An 18,587-nucleotide genomic window follows, 5' to 3' on the forward strand; every position below is an offset into this window, starting at 1 on the left:
TTTTTTTATCCCTGAGACTCCCGCAGTCTCTCAACTGCACTTTTCCCCCGGATGCTGTAATGGTATAGAAGCAAAGGAACACAGATACACACTAAGATTACCAGAACATAGACCCCCAGCACTGGGATTAACGGGAAATAGAACCCCACATCCATGTAGTTCACTGACTGATAGATAACATATGTAACTCCAATGCCCACTGTGGAGGATAAGAGCAGAGAACTTCCGGCAAATAAAAGTCCCTCCTGCACAAGCATTTTTTTCATCTGCCGTTCTGTCATTCCAATGCTTTCAAGAACAGCCAGTTCCCCCAGCCGGTTCTGTATACTGCTGCACACTGTATTTACATAATTCATAATTCCAATAAGAGCCAGAATCAAAACAATACCCAGCCCGAATTCCATCATATTCCCCTGAGATTCTTTTACACGTTTCATACTTTCTATCTTTGAGCTGCTCTCAATATCTGTACTGTAAGGACTTTCTTCGGCAATGCCCAGGGCCTGTGCCTCCGCAGATTCGTCATATTCCTCCTGATACAAGATTCCCAGTTTCTGTATATATGCCTCCGGATTCAGACGGTGCAGAAACTGTTGGCTTACGATAATCACAGGGGCAAGACCGGCGTAAGGTGAATAATAGTTCTCATCTGTCATTCCTCCTATGGGAAGCGTCACACTGCCCTCCTCCCCTGTCTTTTTCAGGTAGAATGTCAGTGTCTTTCCCTCAATATCCTTTTCTGTAAGCGAAAGGTCATTTCTGTAGAGGATACACACTTCCCCTGTCATAAAGGCCTCTTTGTCCACTGGCTGGGAAAGAGTTTCCTTTAGCCGGTCAAACAGCATCTCATCTATCCCTGTGATATAAGAATAAAACTTATCCGGATTCTTCTTATACTCGTCCCTTGCCTCCGCATAGGGGTAATCCATCCAGGTAGCATATTCCTCCCGCATCCAGATCTCCGCAAAATCTGGCTCCCAGGGCACTGTAATTTCATCCAGATACAGAGGGTAAATCTCCCTTATCCCCTTACTCTCGTCCAGAGCGGTTATAAAATCCTTATCAAAGATCTGTCTGTACTGGCTCTCATCTTCTTTGCCCAGAGTATCATTGCTCAGCTCCAGATCAAAATCCATGAAATTGGACACCATGGTTCTGGCACCCTGGCTCTGGATAATCGTAATTACACAGATAAATATGGATACACTCAGAGTCAGGGATAAAATTACAATTGCAGACCTTTTTCGGTCTTTCAGCAGATTGGTTCTGGCCATCCTTCCCGCAATGCTTCCCTTACCCGTCCTTCTTTTTTTTCTGCCGCCTCCCGGGGCTGTATATCTCACTGCCTCAACCGGTGAGATGCGTCCTGCAATTTTCGCCGGTTTTCTGCTGCCAAAGTAAATAGTAAGACAACTCACCAGAACAGCAGCGGCATACACCAAGGGATGAAAGGATACAGAAACGGCCCCGCCCCGGATCCCAATTGTCTTTACAATGCCAGGAATAATGATAAACGCAGTCCCGCTGCCCACCGCCAGCCCCAGAACAATTCCAGCCCCTCCCAGGAGAAACATCTGGCGGTAAAGCATCTTGTGTATCTGCCGCTCTGTCATACCCACGGTCTGAAGCAGCCCATAATACCGGATATTATTAGTGACTGAAAGATAAAGAATATTATATACCAGAAGATAGCTGCAGACGCAGGTTACAAATACCAGGCCCAGGATCCCCAAAAATACAGACAGGGAATGCTCTGTGATTCCTGTATACAAAAGTCTCTGCTGTTTCCCCAGATTCAGTTCCTCACGAAAGGTATCCAGCTGTTTATCCGTAAAAAGAGCACGGGAAAAGCTCAGATACATGACTCCCGCTGTGACATCCGACGGTTTGTGTCCCGTAGTCCTATAGAACTTTTCGGATACATATGCGGCAGTCTCCCCACTGTAATCCTCATAGATACCGCTGATAATAAATTCTTTCTTATGCTTTCCGTTTTTATCTCCATACGTGAGAGTAAGGCGGTCGCCGATCTTCCCATTTTCTGATCCGCATTCCTTTAGCGCACCCATGGAAATCATCAGCTCATTCTCCTGTTTGGGATACTCCCCCTTTATCCACTTAAGAGCCGGCCTTTTCTGTACGTCCCAGTAAGTCCCGTCGCTCCATATAAAAGTAGTATGAAGGCTGTCATCCACTCCATTGCTCTCTGCACTGGCACATTTAACGGTCAGCCCTGCCTCTTCAATCCTGCTGTCGTTTCTGCATTTTTCAATCTGTTCCCCGCTGGGTGCCATAAGCACCGCGTCGTGGACTCCCCCGTACATTCGGATTGTCTGGTCCCTCTGGGCTTTAAAGTATGTAATTCCCACTGTCAGCACTGTGATAAGCATAAAGGCAGACAGGGCTATGGAGGCAATGAGGATACTATTTCTCCTGGTATTGCCCTGCATGCTTCGTTTTGCCATTTTGCGGATAATTCTTTGATTATTATTTTCCAGCACTCCCGTCACCCCCTGTCAGCAATTCTGCCGTCTTCTATCCGCAGAATTCGGTCTGCAAGCTGTGCGATATCACTGTCATGGGTGATCACCACAAGAGTTTGATGGAATTGCGTGGCGGCCGCCTTCAGAAGCCCCAGCACGTCGTGGCTGGTCTGGCTGTCCAGATTGCCGGTGGGTTCATCTGCCAGCACGATGGCAGGCTTGGTGGATAGAGCTCTTGCTATGGCAACTCTCTGCTGCTGCCCTCCCGATAAGGTGTTGGGGAGTACCTCCCTTTTTTCTTCCAGTCCCAGGACGCCGATGAGAGTATCCATAAATTCTCGGTCAATATGCCCTCCGTCCAGTTCAATGGGAAGTGTAATATTCTCATATACATTCAGATCCGGCACCAGATTATAGCTCTGGAATACAAACCCCACCTTCCTTCTCCGGAATATAGTAAGCTGCTCCCGGTTCATCCGGCTCAGATCTCTGCCTCCCACCAGAACCCTGCCTTCAGTGGGCGTATCCAGACCCCCCAGCATATGGAGAAGGGTGGACTTGCCGCTTCCGGACTTTCCGACAATAGCGGCAAATTCCCCCTTCTCTATAGTGAGATCCACGCCGTCCAGCGCCTTCACAACATTGTTTCCCATATCATAATACTTCTTCAGTTTTATGGTTTTTACAACTTCCTCTGACATTGTTTTCAACTCCCTTTCCTTTGATAGACCCAGCTTATCAAAGAAATATCTCAAACTTATCTCATCCGGCTATTCTCTCAATTCTGTGATTTTCCCGGCAGATAGATATGAAATCGGCTTCCCTTTCCCACCTCTGACCGGACTTCGATATACCCTTTCTGTCTGGTGATAATCTCTCTGGCCAGATACAGACCTAACCCGACCCCCTCCTGCCCGCGGACCTCAGGCTCCCGGTAAAATCTTCCAAAGATTTTGCACCGGCGGCTCTCTTCAATCCCCTTGCCCGTGTCCCGGATGGTAATATGAGTGTAGAATTCCTGTTCCTTCACTAAGACATCTATCTTCCCTCCCGGTTCAGTATACTTTACCCCGTTGTCCAAAATATTATATAGTGCTTCTTCCGTCCACCTGGGATCGTGATAAATAAACAGATTCTCCGGACAGTCAACAGATATCTGAATGTCTTTGCGGTCTGCCCTGGGCAGCACGCTTCCAAGGGCTCTGCCCAGGGTGTCATAAAAGAGGGCATCCTCCTGGCGGATCTTCAGAATTCCTGTCTCCAACCGGGACATTTTTACCAGACTTTGTATCAGAAAATCCAGCTTATCCGCCTGTTCTTTTATCTGTACAAGAAACTCTACTTCTGTATTTCTGTCTGTACTCTTCTCCCCCAGCATCTCCGCATACATTTTGATATTGGAAACCGGTGTCCTGGTCTGGTGGGAAATGTCTGATACCAGCTCCTGCATTCTCTTTCTCTCCTTCAGGCTGCTCTGTGCATAATAATTCTGTATCTCATAAAGCTGCTTCAGCTTTGTCTGAAGCTTAGAAAGCTGGCTCTCTTCCGTCTCATCAAACTCCAGGTCCTCCCTCCCCTGGATCATATAATCCAGACTTTTTTCCATAGAATCCGTAAACCTCCAGATATCCCTTTTTATGCACCAGGTATAGGCGGCCCAGATGCCCAGGTTCCCCAGATACCCCAGAGCAGCCAGCAGCCTTGCCGTCTTTCCGGGAACCACATACAGTACTCCCATAAAGGTGATGGCCCCCACGGCAAACCCGGACCATTTTAAAAGTCTTTTCCTTTTTTCCGATTTATCCTTTGTCACTCCTGTTCTCCTGTCCACTGATAGCCCATCCCATAGGCGGTAGCAATGTACTTGTGCCTCCCGTCCTCAATCTTTCCCCGCAGCCGGTTCACATTAACGGCCAGAGCATGCTTGTCCACGAACTGTCCGTTGCTGTCCCAGATCCGTTCCAGCAGGATCTTATGGGTGAGCACCTGGCCTTTGTTGTCAATAAAAACGCGCAGCAGTTTATACTCAGTGGGTGTAAAAAATACCTCTTTTCCCTTCACTGCTGCCCTGAACCTGGTAAAATCTATCCAAAGATACCCATCCTCATAAATATCTTCAACTTTTCCACCTTTTGTTCTATTTAAAACTGCTGCCGCTTTTTTCTTCAGCAAAACCATACTGAATGGCTTTGTCACATAATCGTCGGCCCCCAGGTCATAGCCCTTTACTGCGTCCTCCTCCAGATCCCTGGCTGTAAGGAAAATAATGGGTGCCCTCCGTACCTCCATAGCCCAGCGGCAGAACTCAAACCCATCTCCGTCGGGAAGATTAACATCTAAAATCACAAGATCAAATACCTGGGATAAAAAGAGTGCTTTTCCCTCCTCTGCGGAATATGCTCCCTCCACCTGGCAGCCCTCCTGGCCGAATCCATACTGCAGGCCCCGGTTCAGAGCTCTGTCGTCTTCTATAATTAAAATGCGGTCCATCTCCCACACTCCTTCTTTTTTATCTATTATAAGTGTTTGGGACATAAACCGCAATTTTAGAAATATCACAAGATCGAGATACTATGCTCTAATAAACTTCCTTTTTTCTGTAGACCAGATATACCGCCGGCAGCAAAACGGCTGTCATTCCCAGATACAGCAAAGGCAGAATCTGGCAGAGATTGACTACCTTTCCTCCTATAGTATACACCGTAAACAATCTCAGAAGAGTAGTCCCCTGCATCAGCTGATGGGGGAGAAGTCCCAGGATGTCTCCTGCCAGTCCGCCGGTAACGTACTGTCCCACAACTGCCGGAGCCATAATCAGCAAAAAGCTTGTCACTATAGGAAGAATGGAGGAGCCTGTCACTGCAGATAGCCATGCGGTAAGAATACTCATAAAAAGGCATATGATATAACCGCAGGCAATGCAAAAGATATAGGCTTCCAGATTGGTAATATTATACAGACTTTTCCAGAATCCATTGGCCTGAATCATGCACCCGGCGCCGTCTGTTCCGAAAACAGCCAGCAGTATTCCGCTGGATACAAGAACTGCCGCCCAGTAGACCGCTGTAGCGATTGTTAGGACTGCCCCTATCTTGACCTTTATTCCCCGGGAACGGCCATAGCAGCTGGAATAGAACACGCCGGAGGCCCCTGTCTGGTATTCCCAGGGAAATACAGATGCCACAAGAATACACACAACAATTGCGGCTCCCATGATAACCACCATCATAAACTCTATGGTTTTGCTCCATCCTGTCTGGTATCTGTATTCCAGAGGAACTTCCATTTTCTCAAACTGGTGTATGTAATATGCTTTTTCCTTATCGCTGAAGCTGCTGCTATACTCCCCATACAGCCACTCCCTCAGATGGTCTGTCCGATTGGCATAAAATTGCTGTGCATCTTCGGGACTCAAACGGTCTGCCATATAATAATCATTTTCCTGAAAACTGCAGAAGGACTGGTTAATCAACCCTCTGATGTCTTGGAACCCCTGCGTTTTCGCATACCCTATATTGCTCAATCCTCCCTCCTCCAGGGCATATTCGGGGTCCGACGTGATACGGGCATTGGCCTCAAGCACCCGGGCAATCTTTTCCTCTGTGACAGGGCCTTCCCACTCCTTTTTCACTTCCTTCAAATTGTGGATGGCATGGATGCCCCGTTCCTCTTCTCCCTGAGGATTTACCCAGACCTCACTTCTAATATAAAAGGCACCCAGCATCCAGATAAGGTAGACGCAGAACACTGCCAGTGTCACTTTCGTGCTGAGCCTGCCGGTTACCTTTTTCAGCTCATACTTGTACATGTTCCTCACCTGCTTTCTCTCCGAAATAGTATAAAAATGCATCCTCCAGGCTCAGAGGGCTCTGTACAGCCTGAGGACAGGGCCGTACCTCTGATAAGATCCGTAGTCTTGCCCCTTCTGCCTCTATTTTCAGATTGGATACACGATAGCGCTCTCTATAGATTTCTGCCTCCCGTTTCTCCATCACACACTCCCATGCTTTTACCCTTCGTGAGATGCCCTCTATCAGTTCTGCGGGAGAACCGGAATCAACAATCTGTCCCTCCCCCATAAAAAGGATCTCGTTGGCGATGGATTCTACGTCAGAAACTATATGTGTGGACAGCAGGATAATGCCTTCCTCTGCCAGTTCGCTGATCAAATTCCGGAACCGGATCCTCTCTTTGGGATCCAGGCCGGAAGTAGGTTCATCCAGAATCAGAAGCCTGGGGCGGTTCAGCATGGCCTGCGCTATGCCCAGGCGGCGTTTCATTCCTCCGGAAAACTTTTTTATCTTCTTCTTTCTGACATTTGCCAGCCCCACCTGGTGAAGCAAGTCGTCAATCCTTCTTTTTGCTGCCGCAGGTTTCATACCTTTGAGTGCAGATATATATCTGAGATAATCCTCTGGGGTAAATTCAGGATAATAACCAAAATCCTGGGGAAGATACCCAATCACTCTGCGGTACTCTTCTCCCAGGGAAAAGATATCCCTGCCGCCCCAAAGGATCGTTCCGCCTGAGGGATTCAGCAGAGTGCAGATCATTCGCATCAGTGTCGTCTTTCCTGCCCCGTTTACCCCCAAAAGCCCGTATACTCCCCGCTCCATGGTAAAGGACACCTGATTTACAGCCTTCATATCTTTAAACTCTTTCGTCAGATTTTTTATTTGTAATTCCATAGCCACTCTCCTTCACAATACCGCGCGGTAACGCTTACCGCCCGCACTATCACATAAACCAGAAAAATCAATGAAACCGCAACCAGCAGAAGCCACACAGGCAGAGCAATGGCCCGGTACAGCTTTTCCATAATGACAACCCGGTACCAGAGAAAGGACCATATGGTACAGAGGCCTACAGCCATCAGCTGGGAATTCATTTTCACACTGCACAGGACTGTAAAGCAGATACAGCAGGTCACATTAAACGGCACAAGGAAATTAATCACCGCTTCATAAAGGGAAATTCTTATAGTTGCAGCCGTAAAGATAAAAAATATACTTGCCAGCACAAGCTCTGTCATTCCTATGAGCAGCACCCTTGCTATATAAACCTTCTTCAGTCCGAAATACGTAGCATTTTCTATCTCTATGGTTCTGGTTCTCAGATTCTTCCAAAGCTCCGGAATCAGTGTCATGCCCAGAAGAGGAACCCATACACTGAAGCCGCTGTACGGCAGCGCCCCATGTTTCTGCCAGTACAGAGTCAGCCACAGCAAAAAGTAGATACCGATCTGCAGCACCCACATGCTTTTATTAATAAACCGGAGCTGAACTGCTAAAAACTCTGCCGGAGTTATGCTCTGTTCTTCCGCATGCCGGTAAAACGCCTGTTTTGACAGAAGAATCGTCTCCTCTATTTTTTCTGCCCGGACCTCCGGTCCTTCCGGCTGTCGGGCTGTCACATGGTCCCTCTTTTTTCCCTCTTTCATCACAGTTCCTCCTCTCCCAAAATCTCCCTCAGGCGTTCTTTAGCAGCCTTTATTCTATATTTCACCAGAGGAAGTCCGATTTCTTGTATCTTCGCAATTTCCTTTAGCTTTAGATCCTGATAGTAGTGCAGTATAAGGACATCCCTCATCTCTTCCGGCAGCTGACGCAGGGCCTGTTCTAGGACGAGGGAGTCAATTACTCTGTCTAAGGGCCACACAGACTGTTCCGGGACAGATTCTAGAGGCTCCTCCTTCCTTTTTCTGTATGTGTTTTTGCATAAATTTCCTGCAATTACGTAGAGATAATTTTTAGCCTTTCCGTAATGCCGGTAGTCTGGGAAAGAACGGAAAAACCGTTCAAATGTATCCTGGGTAATATCCTCTGCCTTACTCTGGTCATTCACATGGAAAAAGGAATATTTGAGAATAGCAGGATAATATTTTTTCACAAACTCATCTATAGCCGATTCATCACCGGATTTCATTTTCTGCAGGAGAAAAAAGTCCTGATCCAATACTGCACCTCCTTTCAGGATTCTTTTAGAAAGCGCTCTCTATTAGGTATAACACCATAGGAGTAAAAAAAGATAGGATACTAATGAATTTATATGTTTCTTATGTTACAATCAATTTATCATGCCGATTCCGGGACCGCAAGCAGCGCCCTGTATACAAAGAAAAAAGAAAGGATTTGAAGTTCTATGTTATGGCCTATTATTATACTGTTCGCTATACTCTCTGCTGTTCTGCTCTCAGGAAAAGGGGGATTTTTAATAGCAGGATACAATACATCAAGTGCCAGAGAGAAGGCAAAATATGACGAGAAAAAGCTCTGCCGTGTTACCGGGACAGGGACAGCTCTCATTACCGTTCTGCTTTTGCTCTCAGCTTTGGAGCGATTTGGACATTCGCGTATGTTTCCTATCATTTTGGGCGTGGGAATTCCTGTCATATTCATTGGAATGCTCATTGCCATGAATACCATATGCAAGAACAAATCCCCTGTCTCCGTGCCTCCCAAACCCAGAGATCTAAAAAAAGAAAAGCGCTCTAAGGCGCTTATTCTGGGATTTATTGCAGTCACTTTTCTGCTGGTGGGTATAACTATGTTTACCGGTTCACTTACCATTACCCTGGATAACAGCGGAATCTCCCTCCATACGTCCGGGTGGGAGGATAAGGAAATCCTGTACAGCGATATACAGTCTATTGAATACACGGATCAGCTGACACCGGGGCGGAGAGTATTCGGGCTGGGAAATTACGTGCTGCGGGCCGGGGACTTTAAAAACGACCGGTTCGGCAAGTATGTGCTCTATTCCTATAACCGGTGTAAAGAATATATCATTGTGGAAACGCCGGAAGGGACGGTTGTATTCAACGGCAAAGACAGTGAAAAAACAAAAGAAGTGTATCAGGAAATCCTGAACCGGATTCCCGGTATCGTACCTGCTGCCGATACATAAATAATCCTGAAACATTCTCTTTGCAAGATGCATAAGCAAAAAGGCAGCGTTCCCCCACTCAGAACCGCTGCCTTTTTGCTTAACCTTACTATTCCAGAGCTATCTCAACCATATCTGACTCTGTCAATTCTCTCTCTCCTGTATCAGCATAATCCTCTCGGATAAAGAAGATTCCTGTGATGTCATCCGCATCCACAACCTTGGCAAACCCCTCACTGGATTTAAAGATGCCGTTCTCCTCTGACGACATTCCCGGGCCGCCCCTGAAATCTGTCACAATACTACCGTCTCTCATGCGGAATCCTGCCAGTACCGGTGTCTCTTCCTCCGCGTCTCCCTCCCAGGCCTCAAAATAGGCAGTGCAGGAAATAGGGGACAATTCCAGACGGTCAAGTGTTACCGGCTCGTAGCCCGGAACTTCTTTCTTCACCTCAATGTTTCTGGCGGCCGCTCCTACCTGGACATCCCATTCCAGGTTCCAGGTACCCTGGCAGGTCTTGGTCTCCTGTAAATGGTTATCGTAAGCGCTGATGCCGTTAAAATCCGCCTTTACCCTTATAGACCCAGGTTCCATCTCTCTTTCAAAGCTTCCGTAATAGCTGCACAGATACACGCCTTCTTCCCCGGTATCCTCAAAGCTTCCTCCGCTGATGCCAAAGCCTGCGTCCTGGCCCTCCACCTGGATAGCAAAATCACGGAAGGTATCGTTCTGTGTCAGCTCAATCTTTGGATTCTCATTTATCACCTTAAACCAGAAATAAATATAGCGGCTGTCCGCAATGGTCTGTATGCTCTCCACAGTAATCCCGTTGTCCGCAGCAGATACCGTCCCGTCAGTTACCATACCTTCACCGGAGAGCTTAGTCTGCTGTTCCTCAGATGCCTCCAGCTCATCCGCAACATTCTGATGCCATCCGGCCAGAGACATGGCCCCCACAGTTACGGTTCCCAGCACCAGGGTAGCGGCCACAGCTGCCGCAGCTGCCCTTCCTGCAGTCCATCTGCATCTACTGAAAACAGTCCGTTTTTTCTTTCCCTCCTTCTGGATCTGTTCCAGCGCTTCCTCTGTCTTTTTCCATACGATGTCCGGCACCTCTACCTTCCGTTTCAGATTATCCAAATAGTCTTTCTCTCTATATTCCATACTCCGTCCTCCTACTTCACCTGGGGATATTCCTGTCTCAGCTTTCCTCTTGCCCTTGCAAGCCTGGACTGGACAGTACTCTCCTTCACATCCAGAATCTCACTGATTTCCCGAATCTTAAAGCCTTCCACATAGTATAAAAGCACCGCAATCCTATACTCCTCCGGAAGCATATACAACAGTTCCCGCCACTCAATCATAGAAAAATCTTCTTCCACCGGAATTTCAGACAGTTCATCCTCAAGGTAATAAACCTTCCTCTTTCTCAGCATATCTTTACACTTATTAATGAGAATCCTGGTAAGCCAGGTTCGAAAATATCCGTCTGTTTTTAATGTATCCAGCTTCTCGTAGCAGGTCAGAATGGCCTCCTGTATGGCATCCGCCGCGTCCTCATCATTTTTTAAATAAGATATGGCTGTCTTATACATATTTTCCATCTGAGAGCGGATGAGGTGGTCAAATGCTTTTTTATCCCCATTCCTTGCTTTTTCTACCAAATCCTTCATAGGTTTCCTTTCTGCTGCTGCAACAGTCTCTTGTAAGCGCTTATACTCATTAGACGGACCATGTCTGCAAATAATCCCCGCTTATTTATTTTTCCCAAACATTAATACAGCAGATATCTGGATTTCTTCCCAAGGTGAACCTGGAGTCAATCTATAGGAGAATGTTCAGCAGCCCTATCACAAACCCGATCAGGGCGCCCAGATTAATAATCATATTCAGCTCATTTTTCATAACCGACAGCACCAGTTCTTCCAATTCTTTGACTCCCATATTCTGAATTTTCTCACGGATGGTCTCGGCAATATGGAATTCCTTTACAATATCATCTGCTTTGCTGTCGATCATCCTGGTATATGCCTGTTCTATGATTCGTTTTATATCAATCTGCTCATACTTTTGGCCCAGTTCCCTGAGATCCTTTTCCTCCCCTTTACATACCTCCTCATAGATATAGGCCCGGATCTTATCCCTCCCCTCTCTCTGGATGTATTCAGTTATCTTATCCCCTAGGGGCTTTGCAAATGCGGCAATGGTATTCTCATTGATAAACATAGCCATCACACCCAGATCCATGCTTTTTACTGCCCCTGCGCCCTGCGTGGCGATAACGCTTCCCAGATCTGTCTTATCTATCCCCTCAACTGCCTTGTCAGTGATATAATCTACCAACTGTATTTTATAATCTTCATAAGCTTCACTGCTCATGCAAGAAACGGCAAGGTTCCTTACAGTTACCCCTTTGCCGCCCGCTAATGCACTGAGGACACCTCCCGATACAGCATCCTTTACTCCCCGGGACAAAAGAATCTGCTTTATCTCTTCCTCCCCCAGCAGAGAGCTGCCCACCGCTCTCCCCACGGCTGCGCCCAGCGCATCCTTCCTTCTGGGAATAATCCCCGGGGTAAAGGGCAGAGTAAACCGTCCTGCCTTTATGGGATAGTACGGACGAAACAGCATCTTGACCGCTATATAGTTTGTAAAATATCCTATCACTGCTCCTATGACAGGGCCTGAAATTATATGAATCACACTCATTTTTGTAACCTCCAATTTTGTTTCTTTTCCGATGTAACAACACCGCTGTCAATTTTACTCATATAGGAACGCCCTGTCAAGACCGGTGGAGAGAACAAAAAACACCTGAGATAATAGTCCGTACAGAATACTTTTCAGGGAACAGAAAACATATGGAATCTCCAGTTTACTCTTTGGGATCTGAAAATACTGCTTCCACTGCCCCAATATATATTCTGCCCGCCCGGTATAGAAAGAAAAGTCTGACCATTTCGTTGGCACATAGTCCCGTGGAATGTGCAGACAGGTAAGAAATACACCTGTCGTAAAAAGCGCCAGACAAACTGTCATAACGGTTGCAAGCATACGCAGTACCGGCGTGGCTGTCATCCCCCTTATCACTTTATTCAGCCGGCACAGATAAAAAAGGAGGATGGTAAACGGGAATCCCAAAACCAGCAGACGAACAATACCTGTAAATGGACGGTTATCTGTGACGGTACCCTGGATTCCCTGGATCGCCATAAATTCTGTCCCCAGCACCTCCTGGCTGGCTCCATCGGGAACAGAAAGAATGATATTCTTCAAAGCCTCTCCCGGTTTCGGCCGGATTAACATAATACCTCCCCTGTCGTCTGTGACTCCCCGTACAGTCAGCTGTCTCCCTTCATACAGCAGCTGTTTTCCGACCACATCAGTGCTTCCAAAAACCCCCAAGGCCGCTGTCCGATCCAAAAAGCAGCCTTCTCCATCGCTGTCTCCCATCCAATAGGCCTGCGGCAGCAGAACTCTGCAGGAACCTCTCACAGCTGTCACAGATACCTTATACTGTCTGTTCAGATTCGGGTTACTGACCACTTCTCCCTCTAATTCCTCCCACAAGGCATACTCCCAGGTGCTGTTTCCCCAAGTTTCATCGCCGTTGCCGTCCTTCTGAAATCCCCCGCTGCAGGATATCGTCACAGTATCCGGCAGCTGTTCTATCTCTCTGTAGCTTTTTATACAGAGAAAGTAGGAAATTCCAATAGCCGCCAGAAGCAGAATCCTGATCAGATACCACCTTGCCGTTCTCAAGACTCCTTCAGCCGCACCCGGCTGCCTCCGGCTATGCTTCTGTCCGAGGACACCACCACCTGCTGCCCTTCAGAAAGACTCCCCTCCTTCAGCGCAGCATACATATCATTTTTATCCTCTACCTCTACCTTTACCTCTCTCACAGACAGCTCTCGTCCCAGCACATTCTCCTGTTCTTCCAGAACATAGACAAAGGTACCGCTGTTATTCTCCCCCAACGCCTGTACAGGAATACAGAAGGCATAGGCAGACGAACGTTTTTCCGCGGTCATTCTGGCGGAAGTGCCAATCTCCAGGGTGCAGCCGGAAAGAGATACAGTTACATCCAGAAGCTCTCCGTTCTCTGCATTTTCTCCCAATGAGCTGATGGCAAGTCCGCCTTCTTTTTCTCTGGTATCCGGATTTTCCAGAGTAACCTCCATGTTTTTCTGCAGATACTCACCCTGACTTTTGTCTACCTGAGCCACAAACCTGCATCCCTCCGAAAGATCTGCCAGAAGTACGGCTGCGTCCTGTCCTGTTATCTGTCCGGCAGATATCTGAAGCCCGGTAACGATACCTTCCTCAGGCGACGCAACTTCTCCATTTTTATCGGCCAAGCGTTCCAGCTTCTCCATTTTTTCCTCTGTCTGCGCAATTTCTCCCTGTTTTATCTCCTGTGTATTGTCCGCCGGCTCGGGCATCATGGCGTCTTCTATCGCTCTTTTGGCAGCAGTCAGACTTTCCTCTCTGACAGTCAGGGCCTGGTCATAAGTTTTCTGTGCTGCATCCACGCTGTCTGCCAGTGCATCCTCCGACTGTCCGCCTTCAGACGCTTCCCCCCCCTCCTGGTAATTGTAATATTCCTCCAGCCGCTCTCTGGCCTTCACAAGTTCTGCCTCAGCCCATGCAATATCCTGATCCTTTTCTTCTGATATCCTCTCATAATCCTCCTGCGCCCTTTGTCTGGCCAATTCCTTTTTTTCCTGCGCCAACTCTGCGTTTTGGACCGCAGCTTCCAGCTCCAGCTGAAGTTTTGAGAGCTCCTGTCTGCTCTCCTGGATCTGTTCCTGTAATCGCTCCATATCCAGCTGAAACAGAATATCACCCGCTTTCACCTTTTCTCCCTCATGGACCATAATCCTTTCCACTCGCTGTTCAGCCTCTGTAAAAACTGGCAGCTCCCTATTGGCTTGAATCTTCCCTTCCGCCGTAACTTTATGTGTGATCATGCCGTTCACCGGACTTGCAGCCGTTATCTGAGCCACTGTAATACTGGAAGCGGCTCTAGAAATCAGTGTACAGATCAGCATGGCAAGAAAGAAAAATCCAGTTAGTTTCGGCAACCTTTTTTTCTCCATCTTTCCCTCCTCTAGCCTTTCACTGCGGTGGCCGCAATCCCCATTTCCAGATATTCTCTGCCCCAAAAAAATGCCAGCATAGCAGGTACCATAGCAACTGCAGCGGCAGTAAGAGCAATTCCTGCCTGCCCGGGGCCAATATCCGGCAGGTACAGAGAGAGCGGCCACAACTCCTTGGTCTTGAGAAATGCCATGGGCTGTTCTATTAAATTCCAGTATTCCAAAAAACCCAGTACCAGCGCGGATACAATCCCAGCCGTTCCCATAGGAACGCCCATATAAGCAAAAATCTGCCATTCGCCGGCTCCGTCCAGCCTGGCTGCCTCTAACATTTCCTCCGGTATTCCTCTAAAAAACTGAAAGATTATAAAAACAGGAAATGGAGAAAAAATCAGGGGCAGAATAATGCCCAGATGGGTATCCAGCAGATGAAGTTTATCTAATACCAGGTAATTAGACAACATCAGCACCTGAAAAGGCATCACCATCAGGAGAATGTAGAGAGCAAAAAGTGTATCCCTGCCCGGGAATCTGCCCCTGGCCAGGCCCCAGGCAGCAGGAATGCTGATAAGTATCTGACCTGCCAGGATACCTCCCGCCAGCTTTACAGAATTCCAGAACATTACAAAGAATTCCGGTGAATCCAGAAGGAGCTGGGCCCACCACCGCAGGGTGGGGTAACCGGGCACCACCGGGAGGCAGGCCATCCCCTCCGCTCCGGCAAGGGCCGGACCCAGCAGCTCCTGCAGTTGGGCCTTCCCGCATACAGAACCTGCCAGAAGAAACCAAACAGGATAGACACAGACCAGCAATACTGCACCTGTTATCCCTGCCGCCACTTTTTCCAGTATTTTATTTCCTAATCTTGTTGTCATTAATCTCCCCTCTTATGTCTGTATTTTCCACGTCCGCATAAGAAGCAGTACCAGCAAAAAGATGACGGCGGCACAGGAAACTGAGGCTGCCGCCATCTTATCCAGCGACATATTTAAAAACCAGTTGTTAAACAGGTGCTGAAGCAGGTACATACTCTCATGAGGATAATCCCCCGCCGCCAGATATGCTTCGCGAAATACTTTAAATGAATTTAAGACAGATAACACAGTTATCGTGAACAGAGAAGGCAGCAGGCTGGGCAGCGTAATCTTCCACAGGCACTGCCACTGCCCTGCCCCGTCTACCCGGGCCGCGTCATACAGACAGGGCGGAATCTGCGCAATTCCCGCGGTCCAGAGAATTACATTATACCCCAGGTTTTTCCAAACGTAACTAAACACCAGAACCCCAAATGCATAGCCGGAATTCATCCAGTCTGTCTGTCCTCTGTGAAATAACATCAGAAAACTGTTCAGTACACCCTGCTGATGAAACATTACCCGCCACAGAAGTACAGCGGAGGCAACCGGTATGGCCAAGGGAACCAGCATACAGCTTTTCATCACGCCCCTGCGGGCGTATCTCACAACAAACAGCGCCATACCAAGAGACAGAATAATCATCAGAGGGATACAAACAAGTTCAAACTTTATGGTATTGCCCAAGGCCAGATGGAAAGCACTGTTGGAGAACGTCTGCCTGTAATTCTCCAGTCCCACCCATCCTCCCCCCACCGCTCCGGTGAAGGACCTTCTGATTACATCCAGAAAGGGAAATAGAATAAAGATCACAATTCCAATAAAACTGGGGATGACAAAAGGTAATCCCGACCAAGTTCTGTATTTCGGCCCCCGCATTTCAGCTTTTTTTTGCTTGTCACTCATATACATTGCAACCCTATCTTTCTGCCAGATATAGCTTTACAGTATCCGCCGCTTTTTCTGCCGCTTCCTCAGGAGTTATTGTCCCCTCTGTACAGCTGTTTGCCTGCTCCAGCACTGCCTGTCGGATTCTTTCGTCCGTCAGGGCCGGTGCGGCAAAGTTTTCTGCTTCCTTCATAAATGCATCCAGTTCCCCCTGGTCCAGATTTTCCAGATACATGGTTATAGTTTCACCGGGATTTCGGGGGTCTTCGGCGCCTCTGATATCCTCTGCAAAATTATCTGCCTCAAGAAGCCTTGCCATTGCCTTTTTATTTACCGGAAGTCCGGTGTTCCCGGAGTACCCCTGGGCTGTATCCTTAAGAAGAAACTCCAGAAAACTTACGGCCAGCTCTGTCTCGCTCCCTTTTGCGTTTACTCCTGCAATAGACACAGGAAGATAAGCGTTTCCGTTTTCCCCGGAAAAAGGCTTATACCCTACAGTCCCTGTCTCCTGCCTCGCTTTGGCAAGCATGGCCACCCCCTCGGGATCTCTTATATTTCCAAAGTTCAGGAATGAGGCGCCGCTGTAAGGCATCAGCAGATCCCCTGTAATGTTAGTTATATACTCCATGTATTCCACGGTGTCCCCATCATACAAGGTATCCTCCTCATGGCTGTCCACACGGTGAAGCCGCTTCACCTGCAGGTAAAAATCCGCCAGCCTCTCCGTATTCACTCCCCCCTCCTCGGTCAGCCAGGAAGATGAGCAGGCATCGTTAAGCTGTGCCGCCATAAATCTGCCACTGTTTTTCTCACTGATAATCGTTTGATCCGGGTACTCATCACGAAGTCTTTCCGCTTCATCTGCCAGGGTTTTCAGATCTATAATCCGCTCCAGGGAATCATCCGTTGCCTCCGCTACAGGTACAGAAAACCGCAGGGGCACCGCATATAATTTGCTATCCCTTGCTAGTCCTGAAGTAATGTTGGTATACAGGCCTTCTGAATCATCCACTTTTTTCACAATGCCGGTAATATCCTCCAGGATTCCCTTTTCAATATAGGCGTCCAGAGGGGTACCATCCAACAGCAGAAGATCTGGCCCCTTACCCGCCATAATCTCCGTATTTAAAATCCGAAGGACATCTGATACCGTTTTCTGGCTGTCTGCCTCCAGGCCTACTTCATACCGGATATAAAGATTTGGATGATTTTTCTGATACTGAGTGATGGCCTTCCTGAAATCCCCGTCTTCATAGAGTGAATAAACCTTTAATTCCTTTTCCGGGATGGTTGAGACTTCTGGATCGTACGTATATTTCAGAAGCTTATCCCCGTCATCTCCTGTTGCCAGAATATAAAATTCACTGTCTCCTGTCATCTCCATAGCCTTAAATTCCATATCAGGGCTTCCCAGAGAGGTCAGTCCGCCGTCTATGATTTTCTCCGCTATGTTTCCATCTTTTATATGGCAATACACCCCGGTATCCCCGCAGAAAAAAAGGGTGTCTGGATCTTCACCTCCATAGAAGATAACAGGTGCCGCATCTGCATTTCCCTGCCGGTCACCCAGTTCCAGTCCGCTCTGCTCTATGGCACTGGCAAGCCCTTTATCAGGAGCTGCCACAAGTCCGCTCTCCAGATCATATTCTGTCACCTTTCCTTTCCAGTCTACGGCATACAGCCGGCTGCCGGCAGTTCCGTAGTAGGAGGTCTGCAGGCTGCTTTCCACGATTTCCCCCGCATCCCCGGTTTTCAGATCCACCTTTATTACGCGGAAGCCTGCCTGAAGATAAAAGTCCCCCTGGGATGTATAATTAAGCTGAGAGACAAGCTCGGAGGGATCCGACTGATAGGGAGACGCACTGACCTCCCCGGTATTACTGACATAAAAATATTTGATATCCACATTTTTATCTGCCCTTTCCAGATATGCCAGCACTGCCGCACCGCCTTCAGGAGAAAGAGCAATACTCGCCAGATTTGCACAAGTTACATAGCCGGTCAGGTCAATCTCTATATTGTATACCTTTTCCCAGGTATCTCCCTTTTCTTTCATTTCCCATACAGCCAGCCCTTCTCCGGGATCCTGAACTGCAATGCGTATGACTCCGTCTGTACCTTTTACCATATCAAATACTTTTGTATGCTCCGGCAGCTTTACTTCTGTCTCCAGATACCTTCCCCGGGTATCCGTCTCTTTTTCCTTTTCTTTATCAGAAGCATCCCCAAAGCAGCCTGTCAGGCAGAAAAGCAATGCTGCAAACACCACTGCCAGCCAGCGTATTTTCTTTCCTCTTCTTTTCATAAGCATCAGCCTCCCTCTTTGTATTAGTACCTGTACACCCGGGCAGGACAGACAGGTATTTTTCTGTTA

Annotated in this window: 17 protein-coding genes; 1 reads left to right on the forward strand and 16 read right to left on the reverse strand. The window is 47.9% G+C overall.

The features are described 5' to 3' along the window. Positions 1-5: 5 nt before the first annotated feature. The 8 genes from GKG41_RS03155 to GKG41_RS03190 form a co-directional block, all read right to left on the reverse strand. Positions 6-2,501, reverse strand: a complete 2,496-nt coding sequence (locus GKG41_RS03155) for an ABC transporter permease (RefSeq protein ID WP_154257028.1) — start codon at positions 2,499-2,501, stop codon at positions 6-8. 5 nt (positions 2,502-2,506) lie between these two features. Next, complete coding sequence (locus GKG41_RS03160; protein ID WP_154257029.1) at positions 2,507-3,184, reverse strand: ABC transporter ATP-binding protein; 678 nt, start codon at positions 3,182-3,184, stop codon at positions 2,507-2,509. 77 nt (positions 3,185-3,261) lie between these two features. Beyond that, positions 3,262-4,296: a HAMP domain-containing sensor histidine kinase gene (locus GKG41_RS03165; RefSeq protein WP_347563284.1), complete on the reverse strand. Its 1,035-nt coding sequence runs from the start codon at positions 4,294-4,296 to the stop codon at positions 3,262-3,264. Continuing rightward, positions 4,293-4,973: a response regulator transcription factor gene (locus tag GKG41_RS03170; RefSeq protein WP_154257030.1), complete on the reverse strand. Its 681-nt coding sequence runs from the start codon at positions 4,971-4,973 to the stop codon at positions 4,293-4,295. The genes GKG41_RS03165 and GKG41_RS03170 overlap by 4 nt, the downstream gene beginning before the upstream one ends. 88 nt (positions 4,974-5,061) lie before the next feature. Continuing rightward, positions 5,062-6,291 (reverse strand): ABC transporter permease, encoded by a 1,230-nt coding sequence (locus GKG41_RS03175; RefSeq protein WP_154257031.1) that lies wholly within the window; start codon positions 6,289-6,291, stop codon positions 5,062-5,064. Beyond that, positions 6,278-7,171 carry an ABC transporter ATP-binding protein gene (locus GKG41_RS03180; RefSeq protein WP_154257032.1) on the reverse strand — a complete coding sequence of 298 codons (894 nt, stop codon included), beginning with the start codon at positions 7,169-7,171 and terminating at the stop codon, positions 6,278-6,280. The genes GKG41_RS03175 and GKG41_RS03180 overlap by 14 nt, the downstream gene beginning before the upstream one ends. Beyond that, positions 7,156-7,923 (reverse strand): hypothetical protein, encoded by a 768-nt coding sequence (locus tag GKG41_RS03185; RefSeq protein WP_154257033.1) that lies wholly within the window; start codon positions 7,921-7,923, stop codon positions 7,156-7,158. Before GKG41_RS03185 ends, GKG41_RS03180 begins: the two co-directional genes overlap by 16 nt. Continuing rightward, positions 7,923-8,438: an RNA polymerase sigma factor gene (locus GKG41_RS03190; RefSeq protein ID WP_154257034.1), complete on the reverse strand. Its 516-nt coding sequence runs from the start codon at positions 8,436-8,438 to the stop codon at positions 7,923-7,925. The genes GKG41_RS03185 and GKG41_RS03190 overlap by 1 nt, the downstream gene beginning before the upstream one ends. A gap of 186 nt (positions 8,439-8,624) precedes the next feature. On the opposite strand from GKG41_RS03190, the gene GKG41_RS03195 reads away from it, so the two are divergent. After that, positions 8,625-9,389 (forward strand): DUF3784 domain-containing protein, encoded by a 765-nt coding sequence (locus tag GKG41_RS03195; protein WP_154257035.1) that lies wholly within the window; start codon positions 8,625-8,627, stop codon positions 9,387-9,389. Positions 9,390-9,477: 88 nt separating this feature from the next. Here the strand turns inward: GKG41_RS03195 and GKG41_RS03200 are convergent, their stop codons facing one another. From GKG41_RS03200 to GKG41_RS03235, 8 genes are all read right to left on the reverse strand, one after another. Continuing rightward, on the reverse strand, positions 9,478-10,533 hold the full coding sequence (locus tag GKG41_RS03200; protein ID WP_154257036.1) for a hypothetical protein: 1,056 nt from the start codon (positions 10,531-10,533) through the stop codon (positions 9,478-9,480). A gap of 11 nt (positions 10,534-10,544) precedes the next feature. Then, positions 10,545-11,042 carry a sigma-70 family RNA polymerase sigma factor gene (locus GKG41_RS03205; RefSeq protein ID WP_154257037.1) on the reverse strand — a complete coding sequence of 166 codons (498 nt, stop codon included), beginning with the start codon at positions 11,040-11,042 and terminating at the stop codon, positions 10,545-10,547. A 151-nt stretch (positions 11,043-11,193) separates the two neighbouring features. Then, complete coding sequence (locus tag GKG41_RS03210) at positions 11,194-12,078, reverse strand: DUF445 family protein (RefSeq protein WP_154257038.1); 885 nt, start codon at positions 12,076-12,078, stop codon at positions 11,194-11,196. Positions 12,079-12,132: 54 nt separating this feature from the next. Next, positions 12,133-13,131: an ABC transporter permease gene (locus GKG41_RS03215; protein ID WP_154257039.1), complete on the reverse strand. Its 999-nt coding sequence runs from the start codon at positions 13,129-13,131 to the stop codon at positions 12,133-12,135. After that, entirely contained in the window at positions 13,128-14,471 is a 1,344-nt protein-coding gene (locus tag GKG41_RS03220) for a biotin/lipoyl-binding protein (protein ID WP_154257040.1), read from the reverse strand. The genes GKG41_RS03215 and GKG41_RS03220 overlap by 4 nt, the downstream gene beginning before the upstream one ends. Before the next feature lie 11 nt (positions 14,472-14,482). After that, positions 14,483-15,346 (reverse strand): carbohydrate ABC transporter permease, encoded by an 864-nt coding sequence (locus GKG41_RS03225; RefSeq protein ID WP_154257041.1) that lies wholly within the window; start codon positions 15,344-15,346, stop codon positions 14,483-14,485. Between the two features lie 12 nt (positions 15,347-15,358). Then, positions 15,359-16,231, reverse strand: a complete 873-nt coding sequence (locus GKG41_RS03230) for a sugar ABC transporter permease (protein WP_243140995.1) — start codon at positions 16,229-16,231, stop codon at positions 15,359-15,361. Positions 16,232-16,244: 13 nt separating this feature from the next. Next, positions 16,245-18,518 carry an extracellular solute-binding protein gene (locus GKG41_RS03235; RefSeq protein ID WP_173015562.1) on the reverse strand — a complete coding sequence of 758 codons (2,274 nt, stop codon included), beginning with the start codon at positions 18,516-18,518 and terminating at the stop codon, positions 16,245-16,247. Between the last annotated feature and the right edge of the window lie 69 nt (positions 18,519-18,587).

The organism is Lactonifactor sp. BIOML-A5 (assembly GCF_009677585.1).
In the GTDB taxonomy this organism is placed as follows: domain Bacteria; phylum Bacillota; class Clostridia; order Lachnospirales; family Lachnospiraceae; genus Lactonifactor.